Below are 23,885 nucleotides of genomic sequence, written 5' to 3'. Positions count from 1 at the left end.
GTACAAAGCACCGGGGCGCCATCCGGGACGCGTTCTGCAACGCTGGTGGAGCTGGAACTTATCCGACTCCGTCCCCGGTCGAATGATGGAGCGCCATGCCAATCAATGGTCAGGCGGTGCTGTATGTCGTGGCCTGCGGTGGGCGGCCGACGGCTGACCTCCCCCGCTTCGTCGAGCGGATGCAAGCGCAACGATGGCACGTCTGCGTCGTCGCGACGCCGTCGGCTCTCAAGTTCATGGATCTCGACACGCTCGCGTCGATCACCGGGCACAAGGTCCGCTACGACTACAAGCAACCCGACGAGCCGGACGCCCTGCCGGCGGCCGATGCGTTCGTGGTGGCGCCGGCCACGTTCAACACGATCAACAAGATGGCTTCGGGTGCCAGCGACACGCTCGCCCTGGGCATGGTGAACGAGGCGATCGGCCTGCCGCTGTCGATCGTCGCGGTCCCCACGCCGAACGTGGCGCTCGCCCGCCATCCGGCCTTCCGCGCCAGCGTGGCCTCGCTGCGGTCCTGGGGTGTGACCGTCATCTTCGATCCGGACCGCTTTCCGCTGCCGACGCCGAACATGGGGGCGCCCGCTCAGCCCTGTTCCCGTGGGACGAGCTGGCGTCGACGGTCGCGGCGCTGCGGGTGGGCACCGAATGACGGGCGCCGATGCCGGTCGCGGCGGATCCGGCCTTGTGCGGGGTGGCGGCGGGCCGCTACGGTACGCACCGACATCAATCCCTCTGCCGCGAGGCGGGTTCGTCGTGGCCGGCGAAGTCGCAGCTGGAGAGGGGGTCGACTCACCAACGGGGATAACTGCATGACTTCCATGAACCGGACCCGCTGGGCCCGGCCGGTCCTGGCTGCCGCCGTCGCGGTGGCCGCTCTGACCGCCACCGCTCCCGCGGCCGCGTACGCCGCTCCGCAGTTCGAACAGTCCGCGCTCGCCGCGGGCGCGAGCCAGGCCTCGTACGACCAGAAGCTCGCCGTCGCCGTGAAGTTCGGCCGGGGCGCCGACAACGCGCTGCTCGAACGGTCCGACCGCGACTTCGTGATCGAGATCTGGAAGCACGTCAAGGACGACACCGGCTTCCTGGAGGTACGGGCGGCGGCCGAGCAGGCCTTCGGCACCGTGTCCGACCCGACCAACCCGGACGCCACCGACCTGGCGTGCTACGAGTTCATCGTCACCGGTGTGTTCGCCGCCTACGACCGCGACATCGAGCGGGAACGGCGGGAGGCCGAGGCCAAGCGCCTCTCGGACCAGGCCCGCGCGGCGGCCGCGGCCAGCATCGACGTGGTGGCCGACGCCGAGCTGCTCAACGCCTCCGACGCCGACTTCATCCGGCTCATCTGGGAACGCGTCTCCGACGACCCGAAGTGGCTCGAGGTCAAGGACGCCGCGGCCGCGGCCCGCAACGGCACGGCCGCCGAGCAGGCGCAGTTCATCGCCTCGGGCATGGCGGCCGCCGCGAAGGAGGCCGTCGACCGGCGGATCCGTGAGGACGGGGACCGCACCGAGGCGGAGAAGGCGGCCGCGCTCGCCCGCGCCGCCAAGCAGGCGGCCGCGAACCGGATCGGCATGACGGTCACCGAGGAGCTGCTGAGCCTGCCGGACCGCGACTTCGTCATCGCGGTGTGGAACTTCGCCGCCGACGGCACCGAGGTGCAGGCCGCGGCCGTTTCCGCCGCCCGCAGCCTCGAGGCCGCGGACTGGAAGGCGTTCATCGACACCGGCATCCACGCGGCCCGCGACCGCGACATCCAGAAGGCGCTGGAGGCCGCGGAGGCCGAGGACCGGCGGCAGGCCAACGCCGTGCTGGCGCGCGCCGAGAAGGCCGCGAACCGCAACCTCGCCCTGGCGGCGCGCTACGCGCTGGCCGGCAACGCGCAGGCGGTCAACGACTTCATCCGGGTCGGCCAGTACGAGGTCCGGCCCGACCTGCCCGAGCGGCTGCAGGCCGGCCACACCGGACAGTGCCTGGGCGTGCCGGGCGGCGCGCTCGAGACGAACACCCAGCTCATCCAGTGGCCGTGCAGCGGCGCGAAGGACCAGGGCTGGACGTTCTTCCCGAAGGCCGGCGGCGCGTACGAGCTGCGCAACGTCAACAGCGGCCTGTGCCTGGCCGTGGGGTCGGCGTCCAAGGCGTCCGAGGCCCGCGTCATCCAGTGGACGTGCAACAACGGCACGGAGCAGCTGTGGACGCCGCAGGCCGACAGCAGCGGCCTGACCCGCCTGGTCAACAGCAACAGCAAGATGTGCCTGTCCGTGCTCGACGCGTCGACCGCGAACGGTGGCAAGATCGTACAGCTGGCCTGTTCCGCCACCGTGCCGTCGACGGGCTGGCAGGTCCGGCCGCGCGGCCTGGCCAACTTCGAGGCGGTCTCGTTCAACGGTGACGCCTACCAAGACGTGATCGCGACGGAGGTCTCCTCCGGCAGGCTGTGGCTCTACCCCGGCACCCGCACCGGCACCGCGTTCGGCGCCCGGGTCCTGATCGGCACCGGCGGCTGGAACAACATGGACAAGCTGACCACCGGCCGGTTCAACAGCGACGCGTACGACGACCTCATCGCGGCCGACAAGCGCGACAACAAGCTGTACCTGTACCCGGGCACCGCGTCGGGCACCCTGGGCGACCGGATCGTGATCGGCAACAGCGGCTGGAACTTCATGGAGAAGCTGGCCGGCGGCCGGTTCAACGCCGACGCGTACGAGGACCTGATCGCGGTGGACTCGCGCGACGGCAAGCTGTACCTGTACCCGGGCACCGCGACGGGCGCCGTCGGCAGCCGGGTCGTGCTGAACTCGGGCGGCTGGAACGGCAACAGCGAGCACACCGTGGGCCGCTTCAACCGCGACGACATCGACGACCTCGTCGCGGTCGAGAACTCCACCGGCAAGCTGTGGTTCTACCCGGGCACCGGCAACGGCACGCTGGGCACCCGCGTCGAGATCGGCACCGGCGGCTGGAACGGCATGAGCGAGCTGACCGTGGGCCGCTTCAACGCCGACCAGTACGACGACATCTTCACCACCCAGAACGCCAGCGGCAAGGCGTTCGTCTACCCGGGCACGGCGGCGGGCAGCGCCGTCGGCTCCCGGTACGAGGTCGGCATCGGCGGCTGACGCCTCCCCTCCGCCGCGACGCCGGCCCGCGCCCCGAGCAGGGGTGCGGGCCGGCGTTCGCCGTTTCAGGAGCGCGTGGCGCGGGCCGAGACGGTCCACTGTGGCCTGTCAAGGGCGGTCCGAGCGGGCGTCCGTGGACGTCCCATCGCCGTACTGAGGCACCGCCGGAGCCCCTCAGTTGACGGCGGTGTCGCCCATCAGGATGCCGTCGAGGTGGGCGATCTCCAGCACCATGCGGACCATCGCGGTGGGCTCGCGCAGCACCAGCGTGGCGCCGCGGGCGACGGCGGCCTTGCGGGCGGCGACCAGCACGCCGATGCCGCTGGAGTCGAGGAACGTCACGGCCCGCATGTCGACCTCGATGTGCGCGATGTCGGTGCCGTCGACGACACCGCGCAGCACATCGCGGAGCGCGTCGACCGTCTCGAGGCTGATGTCCCCCTCGGGCGCCACCGTGATGGTGTCGCCGTCACGCTCGATCCGGTACTCCAACGACATGGTCCACCCCGGTCTGCTCGTCACGGTCGGCCCGCGATACCCGCTCGTGGCCGGATCAAACGACCCGACCGGGAGAGCTTAGATGAATGAACTGGCACGCGCCGGGCATCATGACGGGCATGACGGGGTGGAAGGTGTGGCGCCCGCCGCCGGTGGAGGAACGGATCGCCACGTGGACGATCGACGAGCCGCCGGGTCTGCAGCCGTTGCGCGAGGCGTTGCAGCGCTCCTTGCTGGGCCGCGAGGACCTGACCGGGATCGACGCCGACGACCTGGCGGAGCGGCTGGTGCTGGTCGCCACCGAGCTGGCCGGCAACGCGTTGCGGCACAGCAGTCCCCCGACCGTGGTGGCGCTGCTGCGCTCGGACGGGCATCTGATCCTCGACGTCGCCGACTCCGATCCGCTCAGCGCGCCCGTCGTCGAGCACCGGGCGGCCGGCGCGGGCGGTCTGGGCCTGCAGCTCACCGAGCGGCTGGCGCACGAGGTCGGCTGGTATCCCGACAACGACGGCAAGCACGTCTGGGCGCTCTTCTCCATCACGCCGTGAGGCGCGGCCGGCTCAGTCCGGGTTGCCGGCGGTCAGCCGCAGCGTGAAGCCGGACGGCGAGGCCTGCCCGGCGACGTAGTTGCAGGACTGGTGCACGATCCACAACCCGCGCCCGCCGGTGGCGCGGTCGGTGGCGGGGATGAGCCCGGCGAACGGGTCCTTCGGGCCGGCGCCGCCGTCGCTGACCGTGACGACGACGCGGTCGGCGCCCCGCCAGACCCGCATGCCGAACGGCGCACGGCCGTGCATCGCCGCGTTGGTGACCGCCTCGCTGACCGCCACGATCAGGTCCTCGAGGTCGTCGTCGCCGAGCACGCCGTCGGCGGCTGCGCGCACCGCGGCGCGGGCGGCGGACGGGGAGGGCGCGACGAGCTCGGCGTGCGGCGGGGCCGCCTGCACCGGGTCGGGCGGCACCGGGCGGGGCTCGCTGAGATAGGTGGTCGGGTCGGCGTACGCCGCGCTGGGCACGTGGGTGCCGTCGGGGCGCGCGGTGCGCGGGTGGGTGCGGGCGACGTCGAGCATCTTGTCGGGCGGGGTGCTGCGCACGTCGTACGGGCACAGGCTCCACAGTGGGAACTCGTCGTACGCGTGGTTGATGGCTGACTCGTAGCGCGCCCACCAGTCCCACGTGGCGCCGAACGCCGTGGCGGGCAGCTCGCCGACGATGCGGATCTGCGGCGCCCCGGCCGCCAGGTGCCCGGCCAGCAGCCGCCGGTAGGTCCGGATCGCCGAGGTGGGGCGGGAGTAGACGGCGCCGCCGCGGAGGAACTCGACCCGGGCGCGCGCGGGCAGGGCCGAGCGGACCAGGGCCGTGTTGCGCTCGCCCAGCGCCACCAGCGTCGGCTCGCCGGCTTCGCTGCCCCCGGCGAGGAACGGCACCAGCACCGCCAGCAGCTCCTCGTCGGAGGAGTACGGGACAGCCTCGTGGTAGTAGCCGTCATGGCCGGCGGCCGCGCCTGTCCTCATCGGGCGGCCTCGACGCGCAGGCAGGTCAGCTCGAGCAACTCGGCCAGCCGCTGAACGGCCCGGCTCGCGCCGCGCAGCACCACGGTGACGCCGCGGCGGGCCGCGTAGTCGTCCAGGCGCAGCAGCGAGCCGTGGTCGGCGAACCGCAGCCCGTCGGCCCGCAGCACCACCTCGCCGCCCGCGGCGACCAGGTCGGCACGGCGCAGGGCCGTGGTGAACAGGTCGTCGGAGGTCCGGTCGAGCTCGCCGGCGAGCGCGCCGCAGCCCTCGGCGGACGCGCAGGCGTGCAACCGGAACGGCACGGGAGGAACGGTCGAGGTGTGCATGCAGGCGACCTGGGCGACGATATCGTCGCCGAGCTCGCCACGGTCATAGGCGCACATGGCTGTGAACGGGTGCTCCTGGCTGTAGCGGTCGGCACGGAACTCGTAGCGCGCGAACGCGTCGAGCTGAGCGGGCGTGCGCACCAGCGGTGTGACGTCGGCCACCACCCGCAGGCCCGTGTAGCCGGCCGCGAGCGCCTGCTCGGTGGCGGCCGCGTAGAAGGCGACCTGCTCGGCCGGGTCGATCACGGCGCCGTCGGGATAGGTGTCGCCCAGCGGCACGAACGGCAACAGCAGCTGCGGGACACCGGGGGCGACGAAGCTGACCTGCTCGCCGGCGGCCTCGCCCGCGGCGAGGAAGGCGCGGGCACGCGACTCCAGGTCGGCCCGGCTGTCGAAGGCCAGGCAGACGTGCCCGGTGGCCGGGCTCGGGTCGCTGCTCACCTCCCCAGCATAGGCCGGGCGCCGCGGGCGGCCCGGGGTCGCCGGATCCACGCTCTCGAAACCGTCGGAGGGTCGGCGTAGCTTGAGGGCGAAAGGTCGTTCCCAGCGGTGAGGAGCCACCATGAAAAAGCTCATCAACGATCCCGCGACGATCATCACCGACGCCCTCCACGGCCTCGCCGCCGCCCATCCGGAGCTGCGCGTCGACTACGACAACCGCGTCGTCGTGCGCGGTGACGCACCCGTGCGCGGCAAGGTCGGCCTGGTGTCGGGCGGCGGGTCGGGGCACGAGCCGCTGCACGCGGGGTTCGTGGGCCCGGGCATGCTCGACGCCGCGTGCGCCGGCGAGATCTTCACGTCGCCGGTGCCCGACCAGATGGTGGCGGCCACCCGGGCCGTGGACGGCGGCGCCGGGGTGCTGCACATCGTGAAGAACTACACCGGCGACGTCATGAACTTCGAGCTCGCGGCCGAGATGGTGGCGGCCGACGGCGGCGCCGAGGTCACGGCCGTGGTCATCGACGACGACGTCGCGGTGCAGGACAGCCTCTACACGGCCGGGCGCCGCGGCGTCGGCGCCACCGTGCTGGTCGAGAAGATCGCCGGGGCGGCCGCCGAGGAGGGCCGGCCGCTGGCCGAGGTGGCCCAGGTCGCGCGCAAGGTCAACGCGTCGGCCCGCAGCATGGGGCTGGCTCTGACCTCGTGCACCGTGCCCGCGGCGGGCCGACCGACGTTCGACCTGCCCGAGGACGAGATGGAGGTGGGCATCGGCATCCACGGCGAGCCGGGCCGCCGCCGCGTGCCGGTCGCCCCGGCCAACGAGATCGCCGAGATGCTCCTCGGCCCGATCCTGTCCGACCGTGACTTCAGCGGCGGCGACGGCGTGATCGCGTTCGTCAACGGCATGGGCGCCACCCCGCTGGTCGAGCTCTACGTGATGTTCCACGAGGTGTCGCAGATCCTCGCCAAGGCGGGCATCCCGGTGGCCCGCTCGCTCGTGGGCCCCTACATCACCTCGCTCGACATGGCCGGGTGCTCGGTCACGCTGCTGCGGGCCGACGACGAGCTCCTGCGGCTGTGGGATGCTCCGGTCCGCACGCCCGCCCTGCGGCAAGGGGCCTGACGCCGTGGACACGGCGGCGCTCACCGCGTGGGTGCGCGAGTTCGCGCGCCTGATCGCCCGCGACCGCGACCTGCTCACCGACCTCGACTCGGCGATCGGCGACGGCGACCACGGCACGAACCTCGACCGGGGCCTGACCGCGGTGGTGTCCGCATTGGACGCCGAGCCGCCCGAGTCGCCGTCCGCGCTGTTCAAGAAGGTCGGCATGACGCTGATCAGCAAGGTGGGCGGCGCCAGCGGCCCGCTCTACGGCACGGCGTTCCTGCGCATGGCCGCGTCGGCGGGTGAGACGGTGGACGCGGCCGGTTTCGCCAAGGTGCTGCGCGCGGGCCTCGACGGCGTGGTGGCGCGGGGCAAGGCCGAGCCGGGCGACAAGACGATGGTGGACGCGCTGGCGCCGGCGGTGGACGCCCTCGACGCGGCGGTCGCCGCCGGCGACAGCCTGGCCGACAGCCTGCGGAAGGCGGCCGACGCCGCCGAGCGGGGACGCGAGGCGACGGTTCCGCTGGTCGCGCGCAAGGGGCGGGCGAGCTATCTCGGCGAGCGCAGCGCCGGGCACGCCGATCCGGGCGCGACGTCGGTGACCCTGCTGCTCACCGCCGCGGCGACCACGCTGGGCGACGACTCCTGATGGTGGGCCTGGTGGTGGTGTGCCACAGCCGCCCCCTGGCCCGGGCCGCGGTCGCCCTCGCGGCCGAGATGACGCGGGGGCGGCCGGTGACCGTCGAGATCGCGGCCGGGCTCGACGAGGACACGTTCGGCACCGACGCGCTCGCCATCGGCGAGGCCGTCACCGCGGCCGACAGCGGCGACGGGGTCGTGATCCTCATGGACCTGGGCAGCGCCGTGCTCTCCGCCGAGACCGCGCTCGAGATGCTCGACGACGACCTGCGCGAGCGGGTCGTGCTGTGTCCCGCGCCGCTGGTCGAGGGTCTGGTGGCCGCCGCCGTCACGGCCGCCTCGGGTGCAGGCCGGCACGAGGTCGCGGCCGAGGCGGTCGCCGGGCTGGCCGGCAAACAGTCCCACCTGGGCGCACCGGACGAACGACCCCCTTCCCGTACGGCGGAAGGCCCGTCCGCCGTCGTGCCGGTGACCAACCCGCACGGCCTGCACGCCCGCCCCGCCGCCCGGCTCGTCACCGAGGCGCGCGCCTTCGACGCCCACGTCGAGGTCCGCAACGCCACCACCGACGCCGCGTGGGTCCCCGCGTCCAGCCTCACCCGCGTGGCCACGCTGGGCCTGCTGAAGGGCCACGAGCTTGCGGTACGGGCTTCCGGCCGCCAGGCGCAGGAGGCGGTCGCCCGGATCGTGGCCCTGGCGCAGCAGTCCTTCGGCGAGGCGGAGGTCGATGCGAGCACGCTGAGCGCGGGGGGCGCGGACGGCGCAGCGAGGGCCGGGAGCGCGGCCGAGACGGATGCCGCGGCCGGAACAGATGGTGCGCGGCGGGAGCGGGCCGCGTCGCCCGGCGTGGCGATCGGGCCGGCGGTGCGCTTGCGCGAGGTCCCGATAGAGGCGCCTCAGGAGCCGTTCCGCGGCGCGGAGGCGGAGACGCGCCGCCTCGCGGACGCTTTGGCCGCGACCCGCCGGGAGATCGACCGCCTCCGGGACCCGATCTTCGAGGCGCACCGGCTGCTGCTCGAGGACGACGACCTGCTGAGCGACGCCCGCGGCCGCATCGAGCAGGGCGAGACCGCGCCCGCCGCCTGGCAGGCCGCCACCGCCCGGGTCGCCGCCGGGTTCGACGCGCTGCCCGGCCCCTATCTGCGAGAACGCGCCTCCGACGTGCGTGCGGTGGGCCGGCAGGTGCTGCGCGCGCTGCTGGGGGTGGCTGCTGCCGCGCCCGACGGCGAAGGCGTGGTGGTCGCTGCGGATCTGACACCGGCGGAGGCGGCCACCCTGGACCCGGAGCGGATCGCCGGCGTGCTGCTCGCCGGCGGGAGCCCGACCTCGCACGCGGCGATCCTCGCCCGTACCCGCGGCATCCCCGCCGTCGTCGGGGCCGGCCCGCGGGTGCTGGAGATACCCGACGGCACGCTGGTGGCGCTCGACGGCGGCACCGGCGAGGTCGCGGTCGCGCCGTCCGGGCCGGTGCTGGCCGCGTTCCGGGCACGCGCCGAGCAGCACCGGGCACGCCGCGGCGACGCGCGGGCCTCGGCGGGAGAGCCGGCCGTCACCCGGGCCGGGGTGCGGATCGCGGTCGGTGCGAACATCGGCTCGCTCGAGGAGGCCCGCGCCGCCTCCGAGAACGGCGCCGACCTGGCGGGGCTGGTCCGCACGGAGTTCCTGTTCCTCGGCCGCGAGTCGGCGCCCGGCGTGGACGAACAGGTCGCCGTCTATCGCGGGCTCGCCGAGGCGCTCGGCGGCCGCCGCCTCACGCTGCGCACCCTCGACGGCGGCAGCGACAAGCCGCTGGCCTACCTGCCCGCGCCGCCCGAGGCCAACCCGTTCCTCGGCGTCCGCGGCCTGCGGCTGTCGCTGGCGCATCCGGCGCTGTTCGCCGAGCAGCTGCTCGCCGTCGTGCGGGTCGCCCGCGAGACACCGGTCAGCCTGATGTTCCCGATGGTCACCACGGTGGCCGAGCTGACCGCGGCCCGCCGGATGCTCGACGAGGCCGTGACCCGCGACGGCAGCGGCGTGCCGGCCGGCCTGCGGGTCGGCATGATGGTCGAGGTGCCCGCCGCCGCGCTGGGGGCCGCGGGCTTCGTGCCGTACGTCGACTTCTTCAGCATCGGCACCAACGACCTGACGCAGTACACGCTTGCCGCCGAGCGCGGCAACCCCGCGCTGCTGCCGCTCGCCGCCGGGCTGGACCCGGCCGTGGCCCGCCTGATCGACGAGGTCTGCTCGGCCGCCGGCGACCGCCCGGTGGCCGTGTGCGGCGAGCTGGCCGCCGACGAGTCCGCCGTCCCCCGGTTGCTCGCCTCGGGCGTACGGCAGCTCAGCGTGGCGCCCTCACTGGTGCCGCTGGTCAAAGAGGCGGTCCGCGCCGCCTGAGCCGTAACCCGCTGCCCGCGCCCGCACGATGGCCTCGCCCCGGTCGGCGGCCTGAAGCTTGGCGATCAGCACGGAGACCTGGTTGCGCACCGTCTTGGGCGCCACGTGCAGCCGCCGCGCGATGGTCTGGTTGCCCCAGCCCGCGGCCATCAGCTCGAGGATCTCCCGCTCGCGCACGGTGAGGCCGACGCCGAGCGGATCGGGCGCGCCGCCCTGGTCGCGTCCGGCCCGGCCGAGCACCCGGCCCGCCACCCCGGGCCCGAAGACGGCCTCGCCGGCGGCGACCCCGCGGATCGCGCGGACCAGCTCGTCCTGGTCGGCGCCCTTGAGCAGGTAGCCCGCCGCCCCGGCCCGGATCGCCGCGAACACCGAGCCGTCGTCGTCGCGCATGGTCAGCACGAGGATCGCCGGCGCGTCGTCGCCGGCGGCGATCGCCCGGGCCGCCTCCAGGCCGCTGCGGTCGGGCAGCCCCAGGTCGAGCAGGACGACGTCGGGTCGCAGCCGTTCGGTCAGCGCCACGGCCTCGGCCGCGGTCGCCGCCTCGCCGACCACGTCGACGTCGTCGATCGGCCGCAGCCCGGTCCGCAGCCCGTCGCGGTAGATCGGGTGGTCCTCGACGAGCAGCACCCGGATCATCGGTCCTCCCGTGGGACGGAGGCGTGCACCGTGACCCCTTCGCCCGGGCGGCTCGTCACCTCGCAGAAGCCGCCCAGCTCGGCCGCGCGTTCGCGCATCGAGGACAGTCCGATGCCGTCCGGCCGCCCGTCGCGGCCGCGGCCGTCGTCGGTCACGGTCGCGACCAGGTCGGCGCCGGTCAGCCGCACGGTCACCGCCACGTGTCCCGCGCCGGAGTGCCGGGCCGCGTTGGTCAGCGCCTCCACCACGATCCGGTAGATCGCCGCCTGCGCCGCGGGCCCGGCCGGCCGCGCGTCGGCGGGGCAGTCGACCGTGTACGTCACCGGCGCGCGCAGCAGGGCGGACGCCTGCTCGGTGAGTGCCGCGCGCAGCCCGGTCTCGTCCAGCGCCGGCGGCCGCAGCCCGTCGATCAGCCGCCGCACATCCCGCAGGGCCGCCCGCAGCTCCTGCTTCGCCTTGTCCACCTCCGACCGGCCCTCCTCGTCGGATTCCGGCACGTGCGCGCGCAGCACGTCGAGCCGCAGCGTCACCGCCCCGAGCACCGGCCCGAGCCCGTCGTGCAGGTCGCGGCGCAGGCGCAGCCGCTCCTGCTCGCGGGCGCGCACCAGCCGTTCCCGGGCCGCCTGCAACTCCCCGGCGAGTGCCACCTGCCGGGCCGCGTCGGCGAGCAGCAGCCGTTCGGCGGCCGTGAACTCGTCGGCCGGGTCGCGGCGCGCCACCAGCAGGCTGCCCCCGTGCTGCGGGAGCGGGAACTCCTCGACGTCGCCGGTCGGCGCGCCCGACTCCACCAGCCGCGGCCGGTCCGCGAGCCGCACCGCCACGTACGGCAGCCGCAGCGACCGCCGCAGCAACGTCACCATGTCGTCCACCATCCCCGGGGGCACCGCGCCGAGCGTCGACAGCACCCGGTACGGCCGGTCCCGCTCGCCGAACAAGGCCCGGCCCACCGCCGACTGCGCCCGGTCCCGTACGCCGCTGAGCAGCACCGCCGCCAGCGCGGTGGCCACCAGGGCCGCCGCCGTGCCCGCCGATTCGCCGACGAGCGCGGGCGTGACCGCCACGCTGACCGCGTAGCTGCCCACGATGGCCACCGTCAGTCCGGCGTAGACGATGCCGCGGGTGAACAGCCGCTGCACGTCGAACAGCCCGGCCCGCAGGATCGCCACCGCGACCGACACCGGCAGCACCGCGAGCGCGAGCACCAGCGGGATCCCGCTCAGCTCCCCCAGCCCCACCGCGTCCAGCGACAGGTCCAGCCCGAGCAGGCCGAGCGCCACCAGGCAGCCGAGTCCCAGCCACGCGAGCCGCTCGCGGGCGGCCCCGGTCGCGGCGCGCCACCGGATCACCACCGCCGCCACGCCGACGATCGTGACGGTGCCGCACAGCCAGAAGACGGCTTCGTCGACCGTGGTGAGCACCCCCTCGGCCGCGGCCACGCCCACCGGGTTGGGCCGGGGCACGGTGTCGCCCATCGGCCCCGGCATCAGCGCCACCGCGACCGTGTCGAGCACGATCGCCGCGGTCGTCACGCCCACGACCCAGCGCCAGCGGCGCGAGGGCAGCCGGCCGTCGGGGAACAGCAGCAGGGGCAGCGTGGTGCCGAGGTTCCAGGCGAGGGCGAACAGCCAGCTCTGCGCCCAGCGCGCCCAGACCCCCGCGGGCAGCGCCTCCCGCCGGTGCACGATCGCGTAGTAGGCGTACCCGTCCAGGGCGGCCGACAGCATGACGACCAGGCCCGTCGCGAGCAGCAGCCAGCCGACGGGGTTGGCCGGGCGGTGCCACGCCACCGCGCCACCCACCAGGGCGTACGTGAGGAAGGCCGCGAGGAAGGCGATCTCGCGAGCATCGACGCCGTCGTCGCCCGGCACCAGCAGGCCCAGCGTCGCGGCCGCGGCGAACAGCGCCGCCGCGGCTCCGGCGGAGGAGACGGCGATCCACCTCAGGGCTGACCCGGACAGCGCATTCATCGGACCTTCTTCGGCGCGGCGCTCAGCATCAGCCTAGGGAGGTGGGCCGCCGGGGTCACCAGTCATTCGTCCCGTCGCGGGCCGGGACGGCCGTCCCACCGGGCGCGGGCACGGCCGGGCCGTCGGCCACTCGATTCCGGGACGGGCGGGCGCGGAGCGTGAGGGGCACGACACGTCACGACCGGAGGTTGCCATGAACGAGCGCACCACGATGTTCACCGCGGGAACGGCCGGGCTGGTGTTCTTCGCCGCGAGCCTGTTCGACACCGCCGCCGATCCGCCCGAGGGCGCGGCGCCCGCGAGCCTACGCCGGTGGTACGAGACGCACCTCGACGAGATCGGCCTGTCGGTGACGGCCGGCGCGGTGTCGCTGGCCGCGCTGCTGGTGCTCGTCACCGCGCTCGTCGTTCTGCTGCGTGAGCAGCGGCTGTACGCGGTGCTGGCGGCGGGGGCGGGGCTGCTGACCGCCGTCTGGATCTGGATGACCGCAGCGGTCGCCATGATCCCGATCGGCATGGCCGACGACCGCCGGCTCGACGGGGTGTCCGACACCGCCGTCCTGACGATCGACCAGTTCTCCCGTCTCGGCGAGACCGTCGGCGACCTCGGCGCCGTGCCGCGCGGGCTGTTCCTGCTGGCCGTCTCGCTGGCCGGCCTGCGCACCCGGGTGCTGCCCCGCTGGCTGGCCTGGTTCGGCCTGCTGATCGCCGCCGCCTCGCTGATCTGCGTCGCCGGGCCCGCCTGGTGGATCACGTCGTTCGGCGTCGCGGCCATGATCGGCCTCTTCGGCTACCTGCTGTGGACCGGCCTGGCCGGGGCGACCCTGATCGTCCGCGCGAGCCGGATGCGCACGCCCGTGGCCGTGTCCTAGTCGGGTGTCTGGTCCGGCGGGAGGTCGACCGAGCTGCGGATCTCGGAGATGTTGCGGTAGGTGGCCAGCGGCATCGCGCGCAGCGCCCGCACGGCGGGCGAGTCGTGGTCACCACCGCGCTGTTCGGCGTGCCGGACGATCGCGTCCTTGTCCGCCGGGAAGTCGAGGTCCTGCAGCAGGGTCTGCACTTCGGAGAAGGTGCTCATGGGGCGTGCGTACCCGCACCGCGGCGGGTCATTCCCTCGGTCCGCACCGCCCACCACGCCAGCAGCAGCACGGTGCCGACCTCGGCCAGGCCCAGCAGGCGTTCGACGCCGCCCAGCGGGATGGCCCGCCACCAGCGCACGCCGGTCCACGGCTCGGCGAGCACCGCCCACACGATCGGGGTGAAGCACAGCAGCGACAGCGCGCCGCCCAGCACCACCAGCCGGGCGGCGGTGTCGCGCAGCGAGCGGGCCCCGGCGAGCAGCGCGCCCACCGGCAGGCTGAGGAACGCGACGACGCTCGCCACGCGGTGGATGTCGCCGCTGGTCGACGGGCCCGCCGCCCAGTTGTGCTTCTCGAACCAGACCACGCCGAGAAGCCCCAGCACCCACAGCAGCAACGCGGCCGCCGCGCCGCCGCGCACCACCCCGGCGCGCAGCGAGGCGACCAGCACCGCGAGCGAACCGCCGGCCAGCAGCAGCGTCGCGGCGTCGAACCACCAGCCGTTCGGCAGCAGCGCGTACTGGCTGATCGTGCGGGTGCTCCAGTCGAGCGCGGCCGAGGGCGGCAGCAGGTGCAGCAGGGCGTACAGGGTGAGGGACGCCGCCACGCAGGCGACGCCCACCCCGGCCAGCACGGAGACGGCACGGTTTCGCATCCCCGCAAGCCTGACACGCCTCAGGCGGCCACCAGCGCCTCCGTGGGAGACAGCCGCGCCGCGCGGACGGCTGGGTACAGGCCCGCGACCGCGCCGATCACCACGGTGACGGCGACCCCGCCCACCGGCACCCACCAGGGCACCACGGCCGGCCACGCCTGCGTGGTGGCGTAGACGCCGGTCACCAGGCCACCGAGCAGCACCCCGGCGGCGCCGCCGAGCAGCGACAGCAGCAGCGACTCGACGACGAACTGGGTGCGGATCTGCCCCCGGGTCGCGCCGAGCGAGCGCCGCAACCCGATCTCGGCCCGCCGTTCGAGCACCGAGATCACCATGGTGTTGGCCACGCCGATGCCGCCCACCAGCAGCGCCACCGCGCCCAGCCCGAGCAGCAGCGCGGTGAACGCGTCGTCCGCGGCCCGCCGCGCGGTGAGCGCGTCCGACGGCTTGGACACGCGCACCTCGTCGGGGCTCGACGGGTTCGCCGTGCGCGCCAGCACACCCCGTACGGCCTCCACCGCGGCGTCCACCGACCTGGTGTACACCGTGGTCGGGTGGCCGTCGAACCCGAGGTACGACTTCGCCGCCGCCCACCCCACCAGCACCGCCTGGTCGAGCTCGGGCGCCAGCGGCACCGGCTCGAGCACCCCCGTCACGGTCCACCAGCGGCCACCGAGGTACACCGACGGCACGTCGCCGAGCCGCCGCGCCGCGGTCGCGCCCAGCACGACCGTCGGATACTGGCCCTTCACCCACGTCCCGTGCCGCAGCGCGGCGCCGACCGTCGCCGGCAGGTCCGGCGAGGCGGCCAGCACGGCCAGCCCGCCGGTCTCCCCCGCCGGGATCCGGTCGGTGCGATAGACCGCCGCGGACGGCACCTTCCCGGTCGCCGTCGCCGACTGCACCGGCCCGATCCGCCGGATCATCGGCACCGCCTCGTCGGGCAGCACGGCGTCCTCGCCGAACATCGTCCGGCCGGGCGTCACGGTCAGCAGGTTGGTGCCCAGCGCCGCCAGCTGCCGGTCCAGGTCGGCGCGGCTGGACGACGAGATGCCGACGACCGCGGTCATGGCGGCGATGCCGATGGCGATGCCCAGCGCCGAGAGCACCGCCCGCAACGGGCGCGACTGCAGCCCGTACACGCCGAGGCGGACGAGGTCCGAGGGGCTCATGTCAGCACCCGCCCGTCGCGCATCGGCACCTGCCGCGGGAGGCTGCCGGCGATGTCGTGGTCGTGGGTGATGACCAGCACCGTGGTCCCCGCTGCGTGCAGCTCGCGCAGCAGCTCCACCACCCCGGCGCCGGACACCGAGTCGAGGTTGCCGGTGGGCTCGTCGGCCAGCAGCACGGCCGGGTCCCCCGCGACGGCCCGCGCGATGGCGACCCGCTGCCGTTCGCCGCCGGAGAGCTGATGCGGACGGTGGCCGAGCCGGTCGCCCAGGCCGACCCGCACGAGGGCAGCCTCGGCGCGCCACTCCCGCTCCCGGCGGCGGACCCCCGCGTACAGCAGCCCGTCGGCCACGTTGGCGAGCGCGCTGCGGCCCGGGGCCAGGTGGAACTGCTGGAACACGAACCCGATGCGCCGCGCCCGCAGCGCCGACAGCTGCCGGTCGGTCAGCGTCGCCACGTCGTGGCCGTCGATGCGCACCGTGCCCTGGGTGGGCCGGTCGAGCGTGCCGATCAGGTGCAGCATCGTGGACTTGCCGGAGCCGGACGGGCCGACGATCGCCACCAGCTCGCCGTACGCGACGGTCAGGTCGACGCTTCGCACGGCGGTGACCCCTCCGGCGTACGCCTTCGTGACGCCGGACAGTTCGACGACGGCGCTCACGACGGCATCCCCACCCGCGTCCCGGCGGTGACGCCGCCGCCCGACACCTCGACCCGTCCGTCGGCGAACAGCCCGGTGCGCACGGCGACGACGCGGGTGCCGCCCGCCTCGACGATCTCCAGGCCGTATCCGCCCTCGGCGAGCGCGAGCAGCGCGGAGACCGGCACGGTGAGCACGCCGGTCCGCCGCGACGCGACGAAGTCCACGGTGACCGCGGCCTCGTCGAGCCCCTGCGGAGTCTTGCCGAACGCGACGGTGACCTCGAGCAGGGTGGTGTCCTCCTCGTTGCCCTGCCCCTGTTCGACCACCGTCTCGACGGCGGTGATCCGGCCGTCCACCTCGGTGCCGTCGGGCAGTTCGACCTTCACCGCGGCGCCCGTGCGGGCCAGCCGCTGGTCGTCCACGTCGAGCTGAACGGTCGCGACCAGCGCGGTGCCCGTGGTCGTGAACAGCTCGCTGCCGGGTTGCACGACCGCCCCCAGCTCCGCGGTCAGCGAGTCCACCCGCACCGGACCGCGGGCGTACGCGATGGCGGCCGCCGGGACCCGGCCCGTCTCGTCCACGCCGAGGTCGTCCTGCCAGTCCTCGACGGCGGACGCGGTCGCGGAGGTGTACTCGTCGTCGACCGTGAACCCGGTGTAGCCCAGCGCCCGCAGGTTCTTCTCGAACTGCAGCACGTCGGCGCCCTCGACGCCGGGCCGCAGCGTGCGGTAGGCGGGCAGGGTCCCGTACAGCAGCGGAACCGGTCGGTTGTCGAGCCGATAGAGCGCCTTGCCGCGGGTGAGGACCGCGCCCCCGGCGGGCAGGGCGGTGACCGTGCCGGCGCCACGGGCGGTGACCGTGGTCGTGTCGCCGTGACCCAGGGTGCCGTCGTGCGACTCGTGGTCGACCAGTGTCTGTTTCCTGACCTCGGCGGTCTCGGCCGGCTCGCCGCCGGGAGCGGCGCCGCCGCTCCCGGCCGCGGGCAGATTGATCACGGTGACGGCCGCGGCCACCGCTCCGGCGGCCAGCACCCCGGCGACCGCGCCGGTCGTCCGTCGGCGGTTCATGCCTCGGCCCCGCCGCCCTGCTCGCGGTGCTCCTCGCGGTCGCCCGGCAGGTACTGCGAGCACTTCTGTTCAGCCTTGTCGAACGCCGGGTCGCCCGGGCCGACGCCCTTGCCGTTCTTGTCGCGGTGCAGCTCGATCGATCCGTTGGGCTGCGGGTCGGGGAAGTCCGGCACGCCGTTCTCCCGCATGCACTTCGCCAGCCTGCGGCTCATCTCGACCATCTCGGGGTCGGGCTCGGCCGCGTCCCCGCCGTCGGGCGCGAACTGCTTGCAGGCCTCCTGCGCGGCCTCGAACTTCTCCGGGTCCACGCTCTTGGGCACCTTGACCACCGTGCGCCCGTCGGCGTCGGGATCGGGGAACCACGTCATGCCGTGCTGGCGCATGCACTGCGCGAACTTCACCGGCGCGTCCTCGTCCGGCGCGCCCCGTCCAGACGCGCCACCCGGCGTGGCCGACGAGCTCGCCGTCGCGGTCGGCTGCCCCGCGGTTGCCACCCCCTGCCCGTCGTCGCTCCGGGCCGCGCACGCCGTCGACGCGAGCGCCACCATCAGACCGACGACGACAATCCTTCCCGTACGCATGTCGCCTCCTCGCCGGCGGCCGGTGCGGCCGCCACGGGTCGAAGTAGAGCGACCGCCGCGTTTCCCGGCCGTCACGAAAAAACGTGACGCCCACGTGACGCCGCCGCGCGGCAGGATGGGCACATGCGGATCCTGGTGGTCGAGGACGAGCCGCTGCTCGCCGACGCGGTGGCGCAGGGTCTGCGCCACGAGACCCACGCGGTCGACGTGGTCCACGACGGCGCGGCCGCGCTGGAACGCGTCGGCGTCAACGACTACGACGTGGTGGTGCTCGACCGCGACCTGCCGGTGGTGCACGGCGACGAGGTGTGCCGGGCGCTGGTGGAACGCGACGGCGCCACCCGGGTGCTGATGCTGACCGCCGCGGCCGGCGTCGACGACCGGGTCACCGGGCTGTCGCTGGGCGCCGACGACTATCTGCCGAAGCCGTTCGCGCTGCGCGAGCTCAGCGCCCGGGTGCTGGCGCTGGGGCGGCGTTCCCGGCCGGCCGCGCCGCCGGTGCTGCGCCGGGCGGGCATCAGCCTCGACCCGCACCGGCGCGAGGTGCACCGCGACGGCCGCTACGTGCCGTTGTCGCGCAAGGAGTTCGCCGTGCTGGCCGAGCTGCTGCGCGCCGACGGCACGGCGGTGTCGGCCGAGACGCTGCTCGAGAAGGCGTGGGACGAGAACGCGGATCCGTTCACCCACGCCGTACGGATGACGATTCTGAAGTTGCGGCGCAAGCTCGGCGACCCTCCCGTGGTGCTCACCGAACCGGGAGTGGGGTACCGGATCCCATGAGGCTCACCGTCCGCGGCCGGCTCACGCTCGTCTACGGCGGCCTGTTCGTGCTCGCCGGCCTGGTGCTGCTCGGCGCCACGTACGTCCTGGTCTCGCAGCGCCTGCCGGACGTGCTCGCGCGCTCCGAGGTGAGCTCCCCGCCGCCGGGCGTCGCGGCGGGGACGGTGGAGGTGCGGCAGTTCATCGAGGGCACCCGCGCGGACGCCCTGAGCACGCTGCTCTCGCAGGGCGCCATCGCGCTCGCGGTGGTCAGCGCCGCGGCGATCGCGCTGGGCTGGCTGGTGGCCGGGCGGATGCTGCAGCCGCTGCAGCAGATCACCGCGACCGCCCGCCGCATCGCCGACGCCCCCGACGCCGACCGCGGCCTGCACGAGCGCATCGCGCTGACCGGGCCGGACGACGAGATCAAGGAGCTCGCCGACACGTTCGACCTGATGCTGGCCCGGCTCGACCACTCCTTCGACGGGCAGCGCCGCTTCATCGCCAGCGCCTCGCACGAGCTGCGCACCCCGCTCACCCTCAACCGCACGCTGCTCGAGGTCGCGCTCACGCGGGAGGCCGCCTCCGAGGAGGTACGCCAGCTCGGCACGACGCTGCTGGCCGTCAACGAGCGCCACGGGCGGCTGATCGACGGGCTGCTGCTGCTCGCCCAGTCCGAGCGTCCGGTGGCCGAACGGTCCTACGTCGACCTGGCCGACATCGTGGAGCACGTCGCGGTCTCGGACACGGTCAAGGTGCTCACCGAGCCCGCCGAGGCGACCGTGCTGGGCAACCCGGTGCTGCTCGAGCGTCTCGTGCAGAACCTGGTGGAGAACGGCGTACGCCACAACGTGCCCGCCAACGGCTGGGTGCGCGTGCGCACCGGCACGCGCCCGGACGGCTGGGTGGTGCTCGAGGTGAGCAACTCCGGGCCGGTCATCCCCCGCTACGAGGTGCCCGGCCTGTTCGAGCCGTTCCACCGCTACGGCGCCGAGCGGCTGCACGCGCCCGGGGCGGGCCTGGGCCTCTCGATCGTCCGCGCCGTCGCCCGCGCCCACGGCGGCGAGGCCCGCGCCGAGGCTCGCGAGCAGGGCGGCCTGGTCGTCACGGTCACCCTGCCGCGCGCGCTGTGAGCTGCCAGTCCACTGTGTAACGGTGGACCCACCCGAACATCTTCTCCGGGTTGTAGAAGGTGCGCATCGCGATCGGGAACGTCAGGTCGCGCACGATCCGCGCCACGGGCCCGGCCGCCTTGTCGTTGTTGACGCGGGCGGACCGCGCGATGATCCGCTCGACCCGCGGCCGGCGGCGGCGCTCGTACGCCGCGAACGCCTCCCCGACCGGCAGGTCGCGCAGGCACCGGGCCAGCTCGATCGCGCTCTCGACGGCCAGCGAGGCGCCCTGCCCCGAGCTCGGCGTGGTCGCGTGCGCGGCGTCGCCGGTCAGCACCACCCGGCCGCGATGCCACACCGGCACCGGCGGCATGTCGTGCATGCCGCCGACGTTGACCAGCTCGCCGGGGCGCACCCGGTCGAGCATGGCGAAGGCCGGCAGCTTCTCGCCCGCGAACAGCGCGCGCAGCCGGCGCAGCCACTCCTGTTCCGGGATGGCGCGCGCCTCGGCCGCGGTGAGCGGCGTGGGCCGGCTCAGGTTGGCGAACCAGCCGGCCCGCTCGCGGTCGACGAAGTAGCCGAAGAACGCCCGCTTGCCGAACGCCAGGTGCATCGCGCCGCCGGTCGGCGTCAGGCCCTCCGGCGACACCCATCCGCCGAAGCCGAGCAGCCCGACGTAGCGCGGGGCCGGGGCGGCCGGGTCGAGGAGCGTCCGCACGGTGGAGTGGATGCCGTCGGCGCCGACCAGCACGTCCGCCTCGGCCGTGGACCCGTCCGCGAACGTCGCCACCACCCGGTCGCCGCGGTCGTCGTACGCGACGAGGCGCTTGCCGTGCAGGATCGTCGCACCCGCCTCGCGCGCGGCCCGGCCCAGAGCCGCGTACAGGTCCGACCGCGAGAAGGTTCGGCTGGTGGGCAGCTCGGGCAGGTCGTCGAACACGCCCAGCCGGCGGCCGGAGCCCGTCTCCATCACCATCCGCGGCGTGGGCAGCCCGGCCGCGGCGACCTGCTCGCCGATGCCGATCGCATCGAGCGCGGCCAGCCCGTTCGGCGCCAGCATGAGTGCCCCGCCCACGCCCTCCGCCGTGCCGGGGTACGACTCGTACACAGTGGTCTCGATGCCCGCCTTGCGCAGGGCGACCGCGGCCACCGGCCCGGCTATGCCGCCGCCCACCACGATCGCCGTCCGTGCTCGTTCCATGCCGTGCCTCCATGGGAAAATCTCTCGTACGGTCGATTATCTCGTCTAGCCGAGATACTAGCGATTGCGAGATGCTCGTGTCATCGAGTGATTTCCCCTACGGGTCGTCCCGCAGCGGGGACCCGAAGAGCGAGATCGTGGAGTCGGTGCGGCGCCTGATCGCCGACGCGATCCTCTACAGCCACAAGGTCTCCGAGGAGTTGCGGCTGGGCCCGAGCGACGCCCAGTTCATGACGCTCCTGGAGGTGCACGGGCCGCTCACCCCCGGGCGTTTCGCCGAGCTCACCGGCCTGCGGACCGGCACGGTCACCGGGGTGCTCGACCGGCTCGAGAACGCCGGCCTGGTGCGCCGCGACCGCGACCCGCACGACCGCCGCAAGGTGATCGTCTCCCCGGTCGAGGAGCAGATCAGCGCCCGCGTGCACCCCCGGTACGCCCGCCAGGCCGAGCACATGTCCCGGGTCCTCGACCGCTACGACGACGCCCAGCTGGCCGTCATCGCCGACTTCCTCCGCACCACCACCGCAGCCGACTGGCCCCGCTGACCACCGGCCCCCGCACACCACCCGCCGCGCACCGCCGGCCGCCGCACACCACCCGCCGCGCACCGCCGGCCGCCGCACCCCACCCGCCGCGCACACCGCCGGCCGCCGCACCCAGCCTGCCGCGCACACCGCCAGGCCCGCAGCGACGCGCCGCGCTCAACCACCGCCCGGCAGCACTCGGCGCCGCCGCTCAGGAGCCGGCGCGATCCGAAGCCTTGCCGGCCCGCGAAGCCGGCGGCTCGGCCCCGGTGTCCGATGAGGACGGCGTGGCGGCGTGCCGGGCCAGGCCGATCACGCCCAGCGTCATGACGACGGCGGCACCGGCCACCACGACCAGGCCCACCACGCCGAACCGGAAGCCCTCCTCGAACACGACCACGCCGGCGATCGCCGCCACGATCGGGTTGACGACGCTCACCGTGGCCAGCGGCGCCGCCATCCCGGCGCGGCCGTAGGATAGCTGCCCCAGCAGGTAGCCCCCGGTGGAGAACACCAGCACGGCGACGCCGGCGAACGGGGTCACCGCGCCCGGCCCGCCGGAGGTCAACGCCTCGAGCACCGCCTTGGACAGCACCGAGGCGATGCCGAACGCCGTGCCGGCCGCCGCCGCGAGCAGCACCGCCTGCAGGCGGGGACCGGCCCGCCAGGCGGCCAGCGACAGCGCGCCCACGACCGCGAGGGTGACCAGCGCCAGGCGGTGCTCGTCGGGCTCGGCGAGCACCGCCGGCTCGGACGACTCGACCGACAGCGACAGAATCAGCGCGAGCCCCACGACGGTGAGGACCGCGTCGATCCAGCCGGCCCGGCCGATGCTGGTGTGGAACCGCACCGCGGCGATCGGCAGCGCGAACAGCAGCGTCAGCGTGCCCAGGGCCTGCACGACGGCGACCGTGCCGAAGTTGAGCGCGGCCACGTGCAGCCCGACGCCGCCGCCGGTCAGCAGCAGCGCGACGGCCCACCCGGACAGGCCGCGCTGGCCGTGCTCGGCCAGGCGTTCCTGGGCGACCGCCGCGGCCGCGTAGCTGGCCGCGGAGAGCACCGAGAACGCGACCGCCCACCCCAGCGATCCCATGTGCACCCCCGGACTTCGAGTCTGCCAGACCCGGACACCGCTCAGCCCGTGTCACACTCGCGCGGGACACGGCTGCGCGCCTCGGCCAGGCGCACGGCGTGCCGCTCGATCATGCCGTGGGCCCGGCGACGCGCGTGCGCCCGCCGCTCGGCGGCGCGTGCCTCGCGCCGGCGGACGGCCGCCTCGACCCCGGCGCGCACGCGCGCCTCCCACGACTCCGGCTGGTACCCGACGTTTCTCGACGACATGGCGGCATTCTTCCGCGGGGGTACGACAGAAAACTCCCTCGCCGTCGCCGCGGTCCGCCTGCCACGATCACCTCATGGTGCCGGCAGGCGGAACACGCATCGGGTGGCAGGACCTGCCCGCCCCGGTCCGGGCGCGGGTCGAGCGGATCATCGGCGGCCGGGTCGTCGAGGCCGTCTCGCAGACCGGCGGGTTCTCCCCCGGCACGGCCGACCGGGTGGTCACCGGCGACGGCCGCCGGGCCTTCGTCAAGGCCGTCACCCCGGTCCTCAACGAGCGCTCCGCCGAGCTGGCCCGGCAGGAGTCGCGGATCACCGCGGCGCTGCCCGGCCACGTCCCGGCGCCGCGCGTGCTCGGCTCGTTCGACACCGGCGACTGGGTCGTGCTCGTCCTCGAGGACGTCGAGGGCGCCCACCCGCGTACGCCGTGGGTCGAGACCGAGATCGACGCCGCCGTGACCGCCCTCGCCCAGCTCGCCGACGCCCTCACGCCGCCGCCGCTGGACGTCCCCGCGGTGAGCGACCACCTCGCCGAGGGCTTCGCCGGCTGGCGGCGCCTGGCCGCCGACCCGCCCGCCGACCTGGACCCGTGGGCCGCCGGCCACCTGCCCGAGCTGATCGCGGCCGCCGAGCGCGGGGTCGCGGCCATCAGCACCGGCGACACCCTCGCGCACTGCGACATCCGCGCCGACAACATGCTGATGCGCCCCGACGGCCGGCTGGTGATCGTCGACTGGCCGTGGGGCGCCACGGCGCCGCGCTGGTTCGACCGGGTGCTGCTGGCCATGAACGTCGTCGTGCACGGCGGCAACCCCGAACGGGTGATCGACGGCCTCGACCGGTGGACGGTCGCCGACGTGCTCGCCGGGTGGGCCGGGTTCCTGCGCGACGCCTCGCGGCTGCCACCGCCGCCCTCGCTGCCGAGCGTGCGCGCGTTCCAGCGGTGGCAGGCCGACGCCCTGCTGCACTGGCTGCGCCGGGAACTGCGCACGTCGGGGCCCGGACCCATCGGCTGAACCGAATGAACGTCACCTGCGTACCAGAGCCCGCCGGCGCCGTGGCGGGCACCTGATGGGAGGTCCGGCACACCCACCCGGCGCGGGCAGTTCGGGGCACTAGGCTGGGTGGTCGGGCTT

General features: G+C 74.6%; 24 protein-coding genes and 1 pseudogene. 11 read left to right on the top strand and 14 right to left on the bottom strand.

What is annotated here, in order from left to right; translation table 11 throughout:
* Positions 1 to 95 precede the first annotated feature (95 nt).
* Both ACSNN8_RS19475 and ACSNN8_RS19470 read left to right on the top strand, forming a co-directional pair.
* Positions 96 to 452, top strand: a pseudogene (locus ACSNN8_RS19475) (flavoprotein); the annotation flags it as partial.
* 360 nt (positions 453 to 812) lie between these two features.
* Positions 813 to 3,122 (top strand): RICIN domain-containing protein, encoded by a 2,310-nt coding sequence (locus tag ACSNN8_RS19470; RefSeq protein ID WP_436650761.1) that lies wholly within the window; start codon positions 813 to 815, stop codon positions 3,120 to 3,122.
* Positions 3,123 to 3,296: 174 nt separating this feature from the next.
* Here ACSNN8_RS19470 and ACSNN8_RS19465 read toward each other — a convergent pair whose 3' ends face one another.
* On the bottom strand, positions 3,297 to 3,620 hold the full coding sequence (locus tag ACSNN8_RS19465; RefSeq protein ID WP_436650633.1) for an STAS domain-containing protein: 324 nt from the start codon (positions 3,618 to 3,620) through the stop codon (positions 3,297 to 3,299).
* A gap of 119 nt (positions 3,621 to 3,739) precedes the next feature.
* Here ACSNN8_RS19465 and ACSNN8_RS19460 point away from each other — a divergent pair, with 119 nt between their 5' ends.
* Complete coding sequence (locus ACSNN8_RS19460) at positions 3,740 to 4,168, top strand: ATP-binding protein (protein WP_436650632.1); 429 nt, start codon at positions 3,740 to 3,742, stop codon at positions 4,166 to 4,168.
* Positions 4,169 to 4,180: 12 nt separating this feature from the next.
* On the opposite strand, the gene ACSNN8_RS19455 is transcribed toward ACSNN8_RS19460, so the two are convergent.
* Positions 4,181 to 5,134, bottom strand: a complete 954-nt coding sequence (locus tag ACSNN8_RS19455; RefSeq protein WP_436650631.1) for an anti-sigma factor RsbA family regulatory protein — start codon at positions 5,132 to 5,134, stop codon at positions 4,181 to 4,183.
* Complete coding sequence (locus ACSNN8_RS19450; protein WP_436650630.1) at positions 5,131 to 5,901, bottom strand: MEDS domain-containing protein; 771 nt, start codon at positions 5,899 to 5,901, stop codon at positions 5,131 to 5,133. The genes ACSNN8_RS19455 and ACSNN8_RS19450 overlap by 4 nt, the downstream gene beginning before the upstream one ends.
* Positions 5,902 to 6,022: 121 nt before the next feature.
* Between ACSNN8_RS19450 and dhaK the strand changes: the two genes are divergently transcribed.
* From dhaK to ptsP, 3 genes are read left to right on the top strand one after another with little or no spacing between them, the layout of a single operon-like run.
* Entirely contained in the window at positions 6,023 to 7,024 is a 1,002-nt protein-coding gene (gene dhaK, locus ACSNN8_RS19445) for a dihydroxyacetone kinase subunit DhaK (RefSeq protein ID WP_436650629.1), read from the top strand.
* Between the two features lie 4 nt (positions 7,025 to 7,028).
* Positions 7,029 to 7,655 (top strand): dihydroxyacetone kinase subunit DhaL, encoded by a 627-nt coding sequence (dhaL, locus tag ACSNN8_RS19440; protein ID WP_436650628.1) that lies wholly within the window; start codon positions 7,029 to 7,031, stop codon positions 7,653 to 7,655.
* A complete protein-coding gene (gene ptsP, locus ACSNN8_RS19435) occupies positions 7,655 to 10,018 on the top strand; it encodes a phosphoenolpyruvate--protein phosphotransferase (RefSeq protein WP_436650627.1) in 2,364 nt (787 codons plus the stop codon). The genes dhaL and ptsP overlap by 1 nt, the downstream gene beginning before the upstream one ends.
* On the opposite strand, the gene ACSNN8_RS19430 is transcribed toward ptsP, so the two are convergent.
* Both ACSNN8_RS19430 and ACSNN8_RS19425 read right to left on the bottom strand, forming a co-directional pair.
* The gene (locus ACSNN8_RS19430; RefSeq protein WP_436650626.1) at positions 9,977 to 10,654 is read right to left on the bottom strand and encodes a response regulator; all 678 of its coding nucleotides are present in this window, start codon (positions 10,652 to 10,654) and stop codon (positions 9,977 to 9,979) included. The two genes, ptsP and ACSNN8_RS19430, sit on opposite strands and share 42 nt — an antisense overlap.
* On the bottom strand, positions 10,651 to 12,621 hold the full coding sequence (locus ACSNN8_RS19425; protein WP_436650625.1) for a sensor histidine kinase: 1,971 nt from the start codon (positions 12,619 to 12,621) through the stop codon (positions 10,651 to 10,653). The genes ACSNN8_RS19430 and ACSNN8_RS19425 overlap by 4 nt, the downstream gene beginning before the upstream one ends.
* A 193-nt stretch (positions 12,622 to 12,814) precedes the next feature.
* Here ACSNN8_RS19425 and ACSNN8_RS19420 point away from each other — a divergent pair, with 193 nt between their 5' ends.
* Positions 12,815 to 13,492 (top strand): DUF4386 family protein, encoded by a 678-nt coding sequence (locus tag ACSNN8_RS19420; RefSeq protein WP_436650624.1) that lies wholly within the window; start codon positions 12,815 to 12,817, stop codon positions 13,490 to 13,492.
* Here ACSNN8_RS19420 and ACSNN8_RS19415 read toward each other — a convergent pair.
* Genes ACSNN8_RS19415 through ACSNN8_RS19390 form a run of 6 tightly spaced genes read right to left on the bottom strand, consistent with a single transcriptional unit; the run spans position 13,489 to position 17,815 of the window.
* The gene (locus ACSNN8_RS19415) at positions 13,489 to 13,698 is read right to left on the bottom strand and encodes a DUF2795 domain-containing protein (protein ID WP_436650622.1); all 210 of its coding nucleotides are present in this window, start codon (positions 13,696 to 13,698) and stop codon (positions 13,489 to 13,491) included. The genes ACSNN8_RS19420 and ACSNN8_RS19415 overlap by 4 nt on opposite strands.
* Positions 13,695 to 14,354 carry a DUF998 domain-containing protein gene (locus ACSNN8_RS19410; protein ID WP_436650621.1) on the bottom strand — a complete coding sequence of 220 codons (660 nt, stop codon included), beginning with the start codon at positions 14,352 to 14,354 and terminating at the stop codon, positions 13,695 to 13,697. The genes ACSNN8_RS19415 and ACSNN8_RS19410 overlap by 4 nt, the downstream gene beginning before the upstream one ends.
* 20 nt (positions 14,355 to 14,374) lie before the next feature.
* A complete protein-coding gene (locus ACSNN8_RS19405) occupies positions 14,375 to 15,526 on the bottom strand; it encodes an ABC transporter permease (protein ID WP_436650620.1) in 1,152 nt (383 codons plus the stop codon).
* Positions 15,523 to 16,185 (bottom strand): ABC transporter ATP-binding protein, encoded by a 663-nt coding sequence (locus ACSNN8_RS19400; RefSeq protein ID WP_436650619.1) that lies wholly within the window; start codon positions 16,183 to 16,185, stop codon positions 15,523 to 15,525. Before ACSNN8_RS19400 ends, ACSNN8_RS19405 begins: the two co-directional genes overlap by 4 nt.
* Positions 16,182 to 17,234 (bottom strand): peptidoglycan-binding protein, encoded by a 1,053-nt coding sequence (locus tag ACSNN8_RS19395; protein ID WP_436650618.1) that lies wholly within the window; start codon positions 17,232 to 17,234, stop codon positions 16,182 to 16,184. Before ACSNN8_RS19395 ends, ACSNN8_RS19400 begins: the two co-directional genes overlap by 4 nt.
* The gene (locus ACSNN8_RS19390) at positions 17,231 to 17,815 is read right to left on the bottom strand and encodes a hypothetical protein (RefSeq protein WP_436650617.1); all 585 of its coding nucleotides are present in this window, start codon (positions 17,813 to 17,815) and stop codon (positions 17,231 to 17,233) included. The genes ACSNN8_RS19395 and ACSNN8_RS19390 overlap by 4 nt, the downstream gene beginning before the upstream one ends.
* Positions 17,816 to 17,938: 123 nt before the next feature.
* On the opposite strand from ACSNN8_RS19390, the gene ACSNN8_RS19385 reads away from it, so the two are divergent.
* A complete protein-coding gene (locus tag ACSNN8_RS19385) occupies positions 17,939 to 18,595 on the top strand; it encodes a response regulator transcription factor (protein ID WP_436650615.1) in 657 nt (218 codons plus the stop codon).
* Positions 18,592 to 19,707 carry a sensor histidine kinase gene (locus tag ACSNN8_RS19380; protein WP_436650614.1) on the top strand — a complete coding sequence of 372 codons (1,116 nt, stop codon included), beginning with the start codon at positions 18,592 to 18,594 and terminating at the stop codon, positions 19,705 to 19,707. Before ACSNN8_RS19385 ends, ACSNN8_RS19380 begins: the two co-directional genes overlap by 4 nt.
* Here ACSNN8_RS19380 and ACSNN8_RS19375 read toward each other — a convergent pair.
* On the bottom strand, positions 19,685 to 20,887 hold the full coding sequence (locus ACSNN8_RS19375) for an FAD-dependent monooxygenase (protein WP_436650613.1): 1,203 nt from the start codon (positions 20,885 to 20,887) through the stop codon (positions 19,685 to 19,687). The two genes, ACSNN8_RS19380 and ACSNN8_RS19375, sit on opposite strands and share 23 nt — an antisense overlap.
* 77 nt (positions 20,888 to 20,964) lie before the next feature.
* Here ACSNN8_RS19375 and ACSNN8_RS19370 point away from each other — a divergent pair, with 77 nt between their 5' ends.
* The gene (locus tag ACSNN8_RS19370) at positions 20,965 to 21,432 is read left to right on the top strand and encodes a MarR family winged helix-turn-helix transcriptional regulator (protein ID WP_436650612.1); all 468 of its coding nucleotides are present in this window, start codon (positions 20,965 to 20,967) and stop codon (positions 21,430 to 21,432) included.
* A 190-nt stretch (positions 21,433 to 21,622) separates the two neighbouring features.
* Here ACSNN8_RS19370 and ACSNN8_RS19365 read toward each other — a convergent pair whose 3' ends face one another.
* Entirely contained in the window at positions 21,623 to 22,504 is an 882-nt protein-coding gene (locus ACSNN8_RS19365) for a DMT family transporter (RefSeq protein ID WP_436650611.1), read from the bottom strand.
* 41 nt (positions 22,505 to 22,545) lie between these two features.
* Positions 22,546 to 22,752: a hypothetical protein gene (locus tag ACSNN8_RS19360; protein WP_436650610.1), complete on the bottom strand. Its 207-nt coding sequence runs from the start codon at positions 22,750 to 22,752 to the stop codon at positions 22,546 to 22,548.
* 74 nt (positions 22,753 to 22,826) lie between these two features.
* Between ACSNN8_RS19360 and ACSNN8_RS19355 the strand changes: the two genes are divergently transcribed.
* Entirely contained in the window at positions 22,827 to 23,765 is a 939-nt protein-coding gene (locus tag ACSNN8_RS19355; protein WP_436650609.1) for an aminoglycoside phosphotransferase family protein, read from the top strand.
* Positions 23,766 to 23,885 lie beyond the last annotated feature (120 nt).

Origin of the sequence: Actinoplanes sp. URMC 104 (genome assembly GCF_051386375.1) — a bacterium.
Taxonomy (GTDB): domain Bacteria; phylum Actinomycetota; class Actinomycetes; order Mycobacteriales; family Micromonosporaceae; genus Actinoplanes.
The sequence above is the reverse complement of the archived record's forward strand: the minus strand, read 5'-3'. Positions and strand labels throughout refer to the sequence as shown.

Bases quoted from the DNA above. Each gene is read 5' to 3' on its own strand.
- ACSNN8_RS19380 (WP_436650614.1), top strand. From the start codon at position 18,592: ATGAGGCTCACCGTCCGCGGCCGGCTCACGCTCGTCTACGGCGGCCTG.
- ptsP (WP_436650627.1), top strand. From the start codon at position 7,655: ATGGTGGGCCTGGTGGTGGTGTGCCACAGCCGCCCCCTGGCCCGGGCC.
- ACSNN8_RS19470 (WP_436650761.1), top strand. From the start codon at position 813: ATGACTTCCATGAACCGGACCCGCTGGGCCCGGCCGGTCCTGGCTGCC.
- ACSNN8_RS19395 (WP_436650618.1), bottom strand. From the start codon at position 17,234: ATGAACCGCCGACGGACGACCGGCGCGGTCGCCGGGGTGCTGGCCGCC.
- ACSNN8_RS19385 (WP_436650615.1), top strand. From the start codon at position 17,939: ATGCGGATCCTGGTGGTCGAGGACGAGCCGCTGCTCGCCGACGCGGTG.
- dhaK (WP_436650629.1), top strand. From the start codon at position 6,023: ATGAAAAAGCTCATCAACGATCCCGCGACGATCATCACCGACGCCCTC.
- ACSNN8_RS19415 (WP_436650622.1), bottom strand. From the start codon at position 13,698: ATGAGCACCTTCTCCGAAGTGCAGACCCTGCTGCAGGACCTCGACTTC.
- ACSNN8_RS19390 (WP_436650617.1), bottom strand. From the start codon at position 17,815: ATGCGTACGGGAAGGATTGTCGTCGTCGGTCTGATGGTGGCGCTCGCG.
- ACSNN8_RS19375 (WP_436650613.1), bottom strand. From the start codon at position 20,887: ATGGAACGAGCACGGACGGCGATCGTGGTGGGCGGCGGCATAGCCGGG.
- ACSNN8_RS19360 (WP_436650610.1), bottom strand. From the start codon at position 22,752: ATGTCGTCGAGAAACGTCGGGTACCAGCCGGAGTCGTGGGAGGCGCGC.
- ACSNN8_RS19420 (WP_436650624.1), top strand. From the start codon at position 12,815: ATGAACGAGCGCACCACGATGTTCACCGCGGGAACGGCCGGGCTGGTG.
- ACSNN8_RS19365 (WP_436650611.1), bottom strand. From the start codon at position 22,504: ATGGGATCGCTGGGGTGGGCGGTCGCGTTCTCGGTGCTCTCCGCGGCC.
- ACSNN8_RS19460 (WP_436650632.1), top strand. From the start codon at position 3,740: ATGACGGGGTGGAAGGTGTGGCGCCCGCCGCCGGTGGAGGAACGGATC.
- ACSNN8_RS19355 (WP_436650609.1), top strand. From the start codon at position 22,827: ATGGTGCCGGCAGGCGGAACACGCATCGGGTGGCAGGACCTGCCCGCC.
- ACSNN8_RS19455 (WP_436650631.1), bottom strand. From the start codon at position 5,134: ATGAGGACAGGCGCGGCCGCCGGCCATGACGGCTACTACCACGAGGCT.
- ACSNN8_RS19405 (WP_436650620.1), bottom strand. From the start codon at position 15,526: ATGAGCCCCTCGGACCTCGTCCGCCTCGGCGTGTACGGGCTGCAGTCG.
- ACSNN8_RS19425 (WP_436650625.1), bottom strand. From the start codon at position 12,621: ATGAATGCGCTGTCCGGGTCAGCCCTGAGGTGGATCGCCGTCTCCTCC.
- ACSNN8_RS19465 (WP_436650633.1), bottom strand. From the start codon at position 3,620: ATGTCGTTGGAGTACCGGATCGAGCGTGACGGCGACACCATCACGGTG.
- ACSNN8_RS19430 (WP_436650626.1), bottom strand. From the start codon at position 10,654: ATGATCCGGGTGCTGCTCGTCGAGGACCACCCGATCTACCGCGACGGG.
- ACSNN8_RS19410 (WP_436650621.1), bottom strand. From the start codon at position 14,354: ATGCGAAACCGTGCCGTCTCCGTGCTGGCCGGGGTGGGCGTCGCCTGC.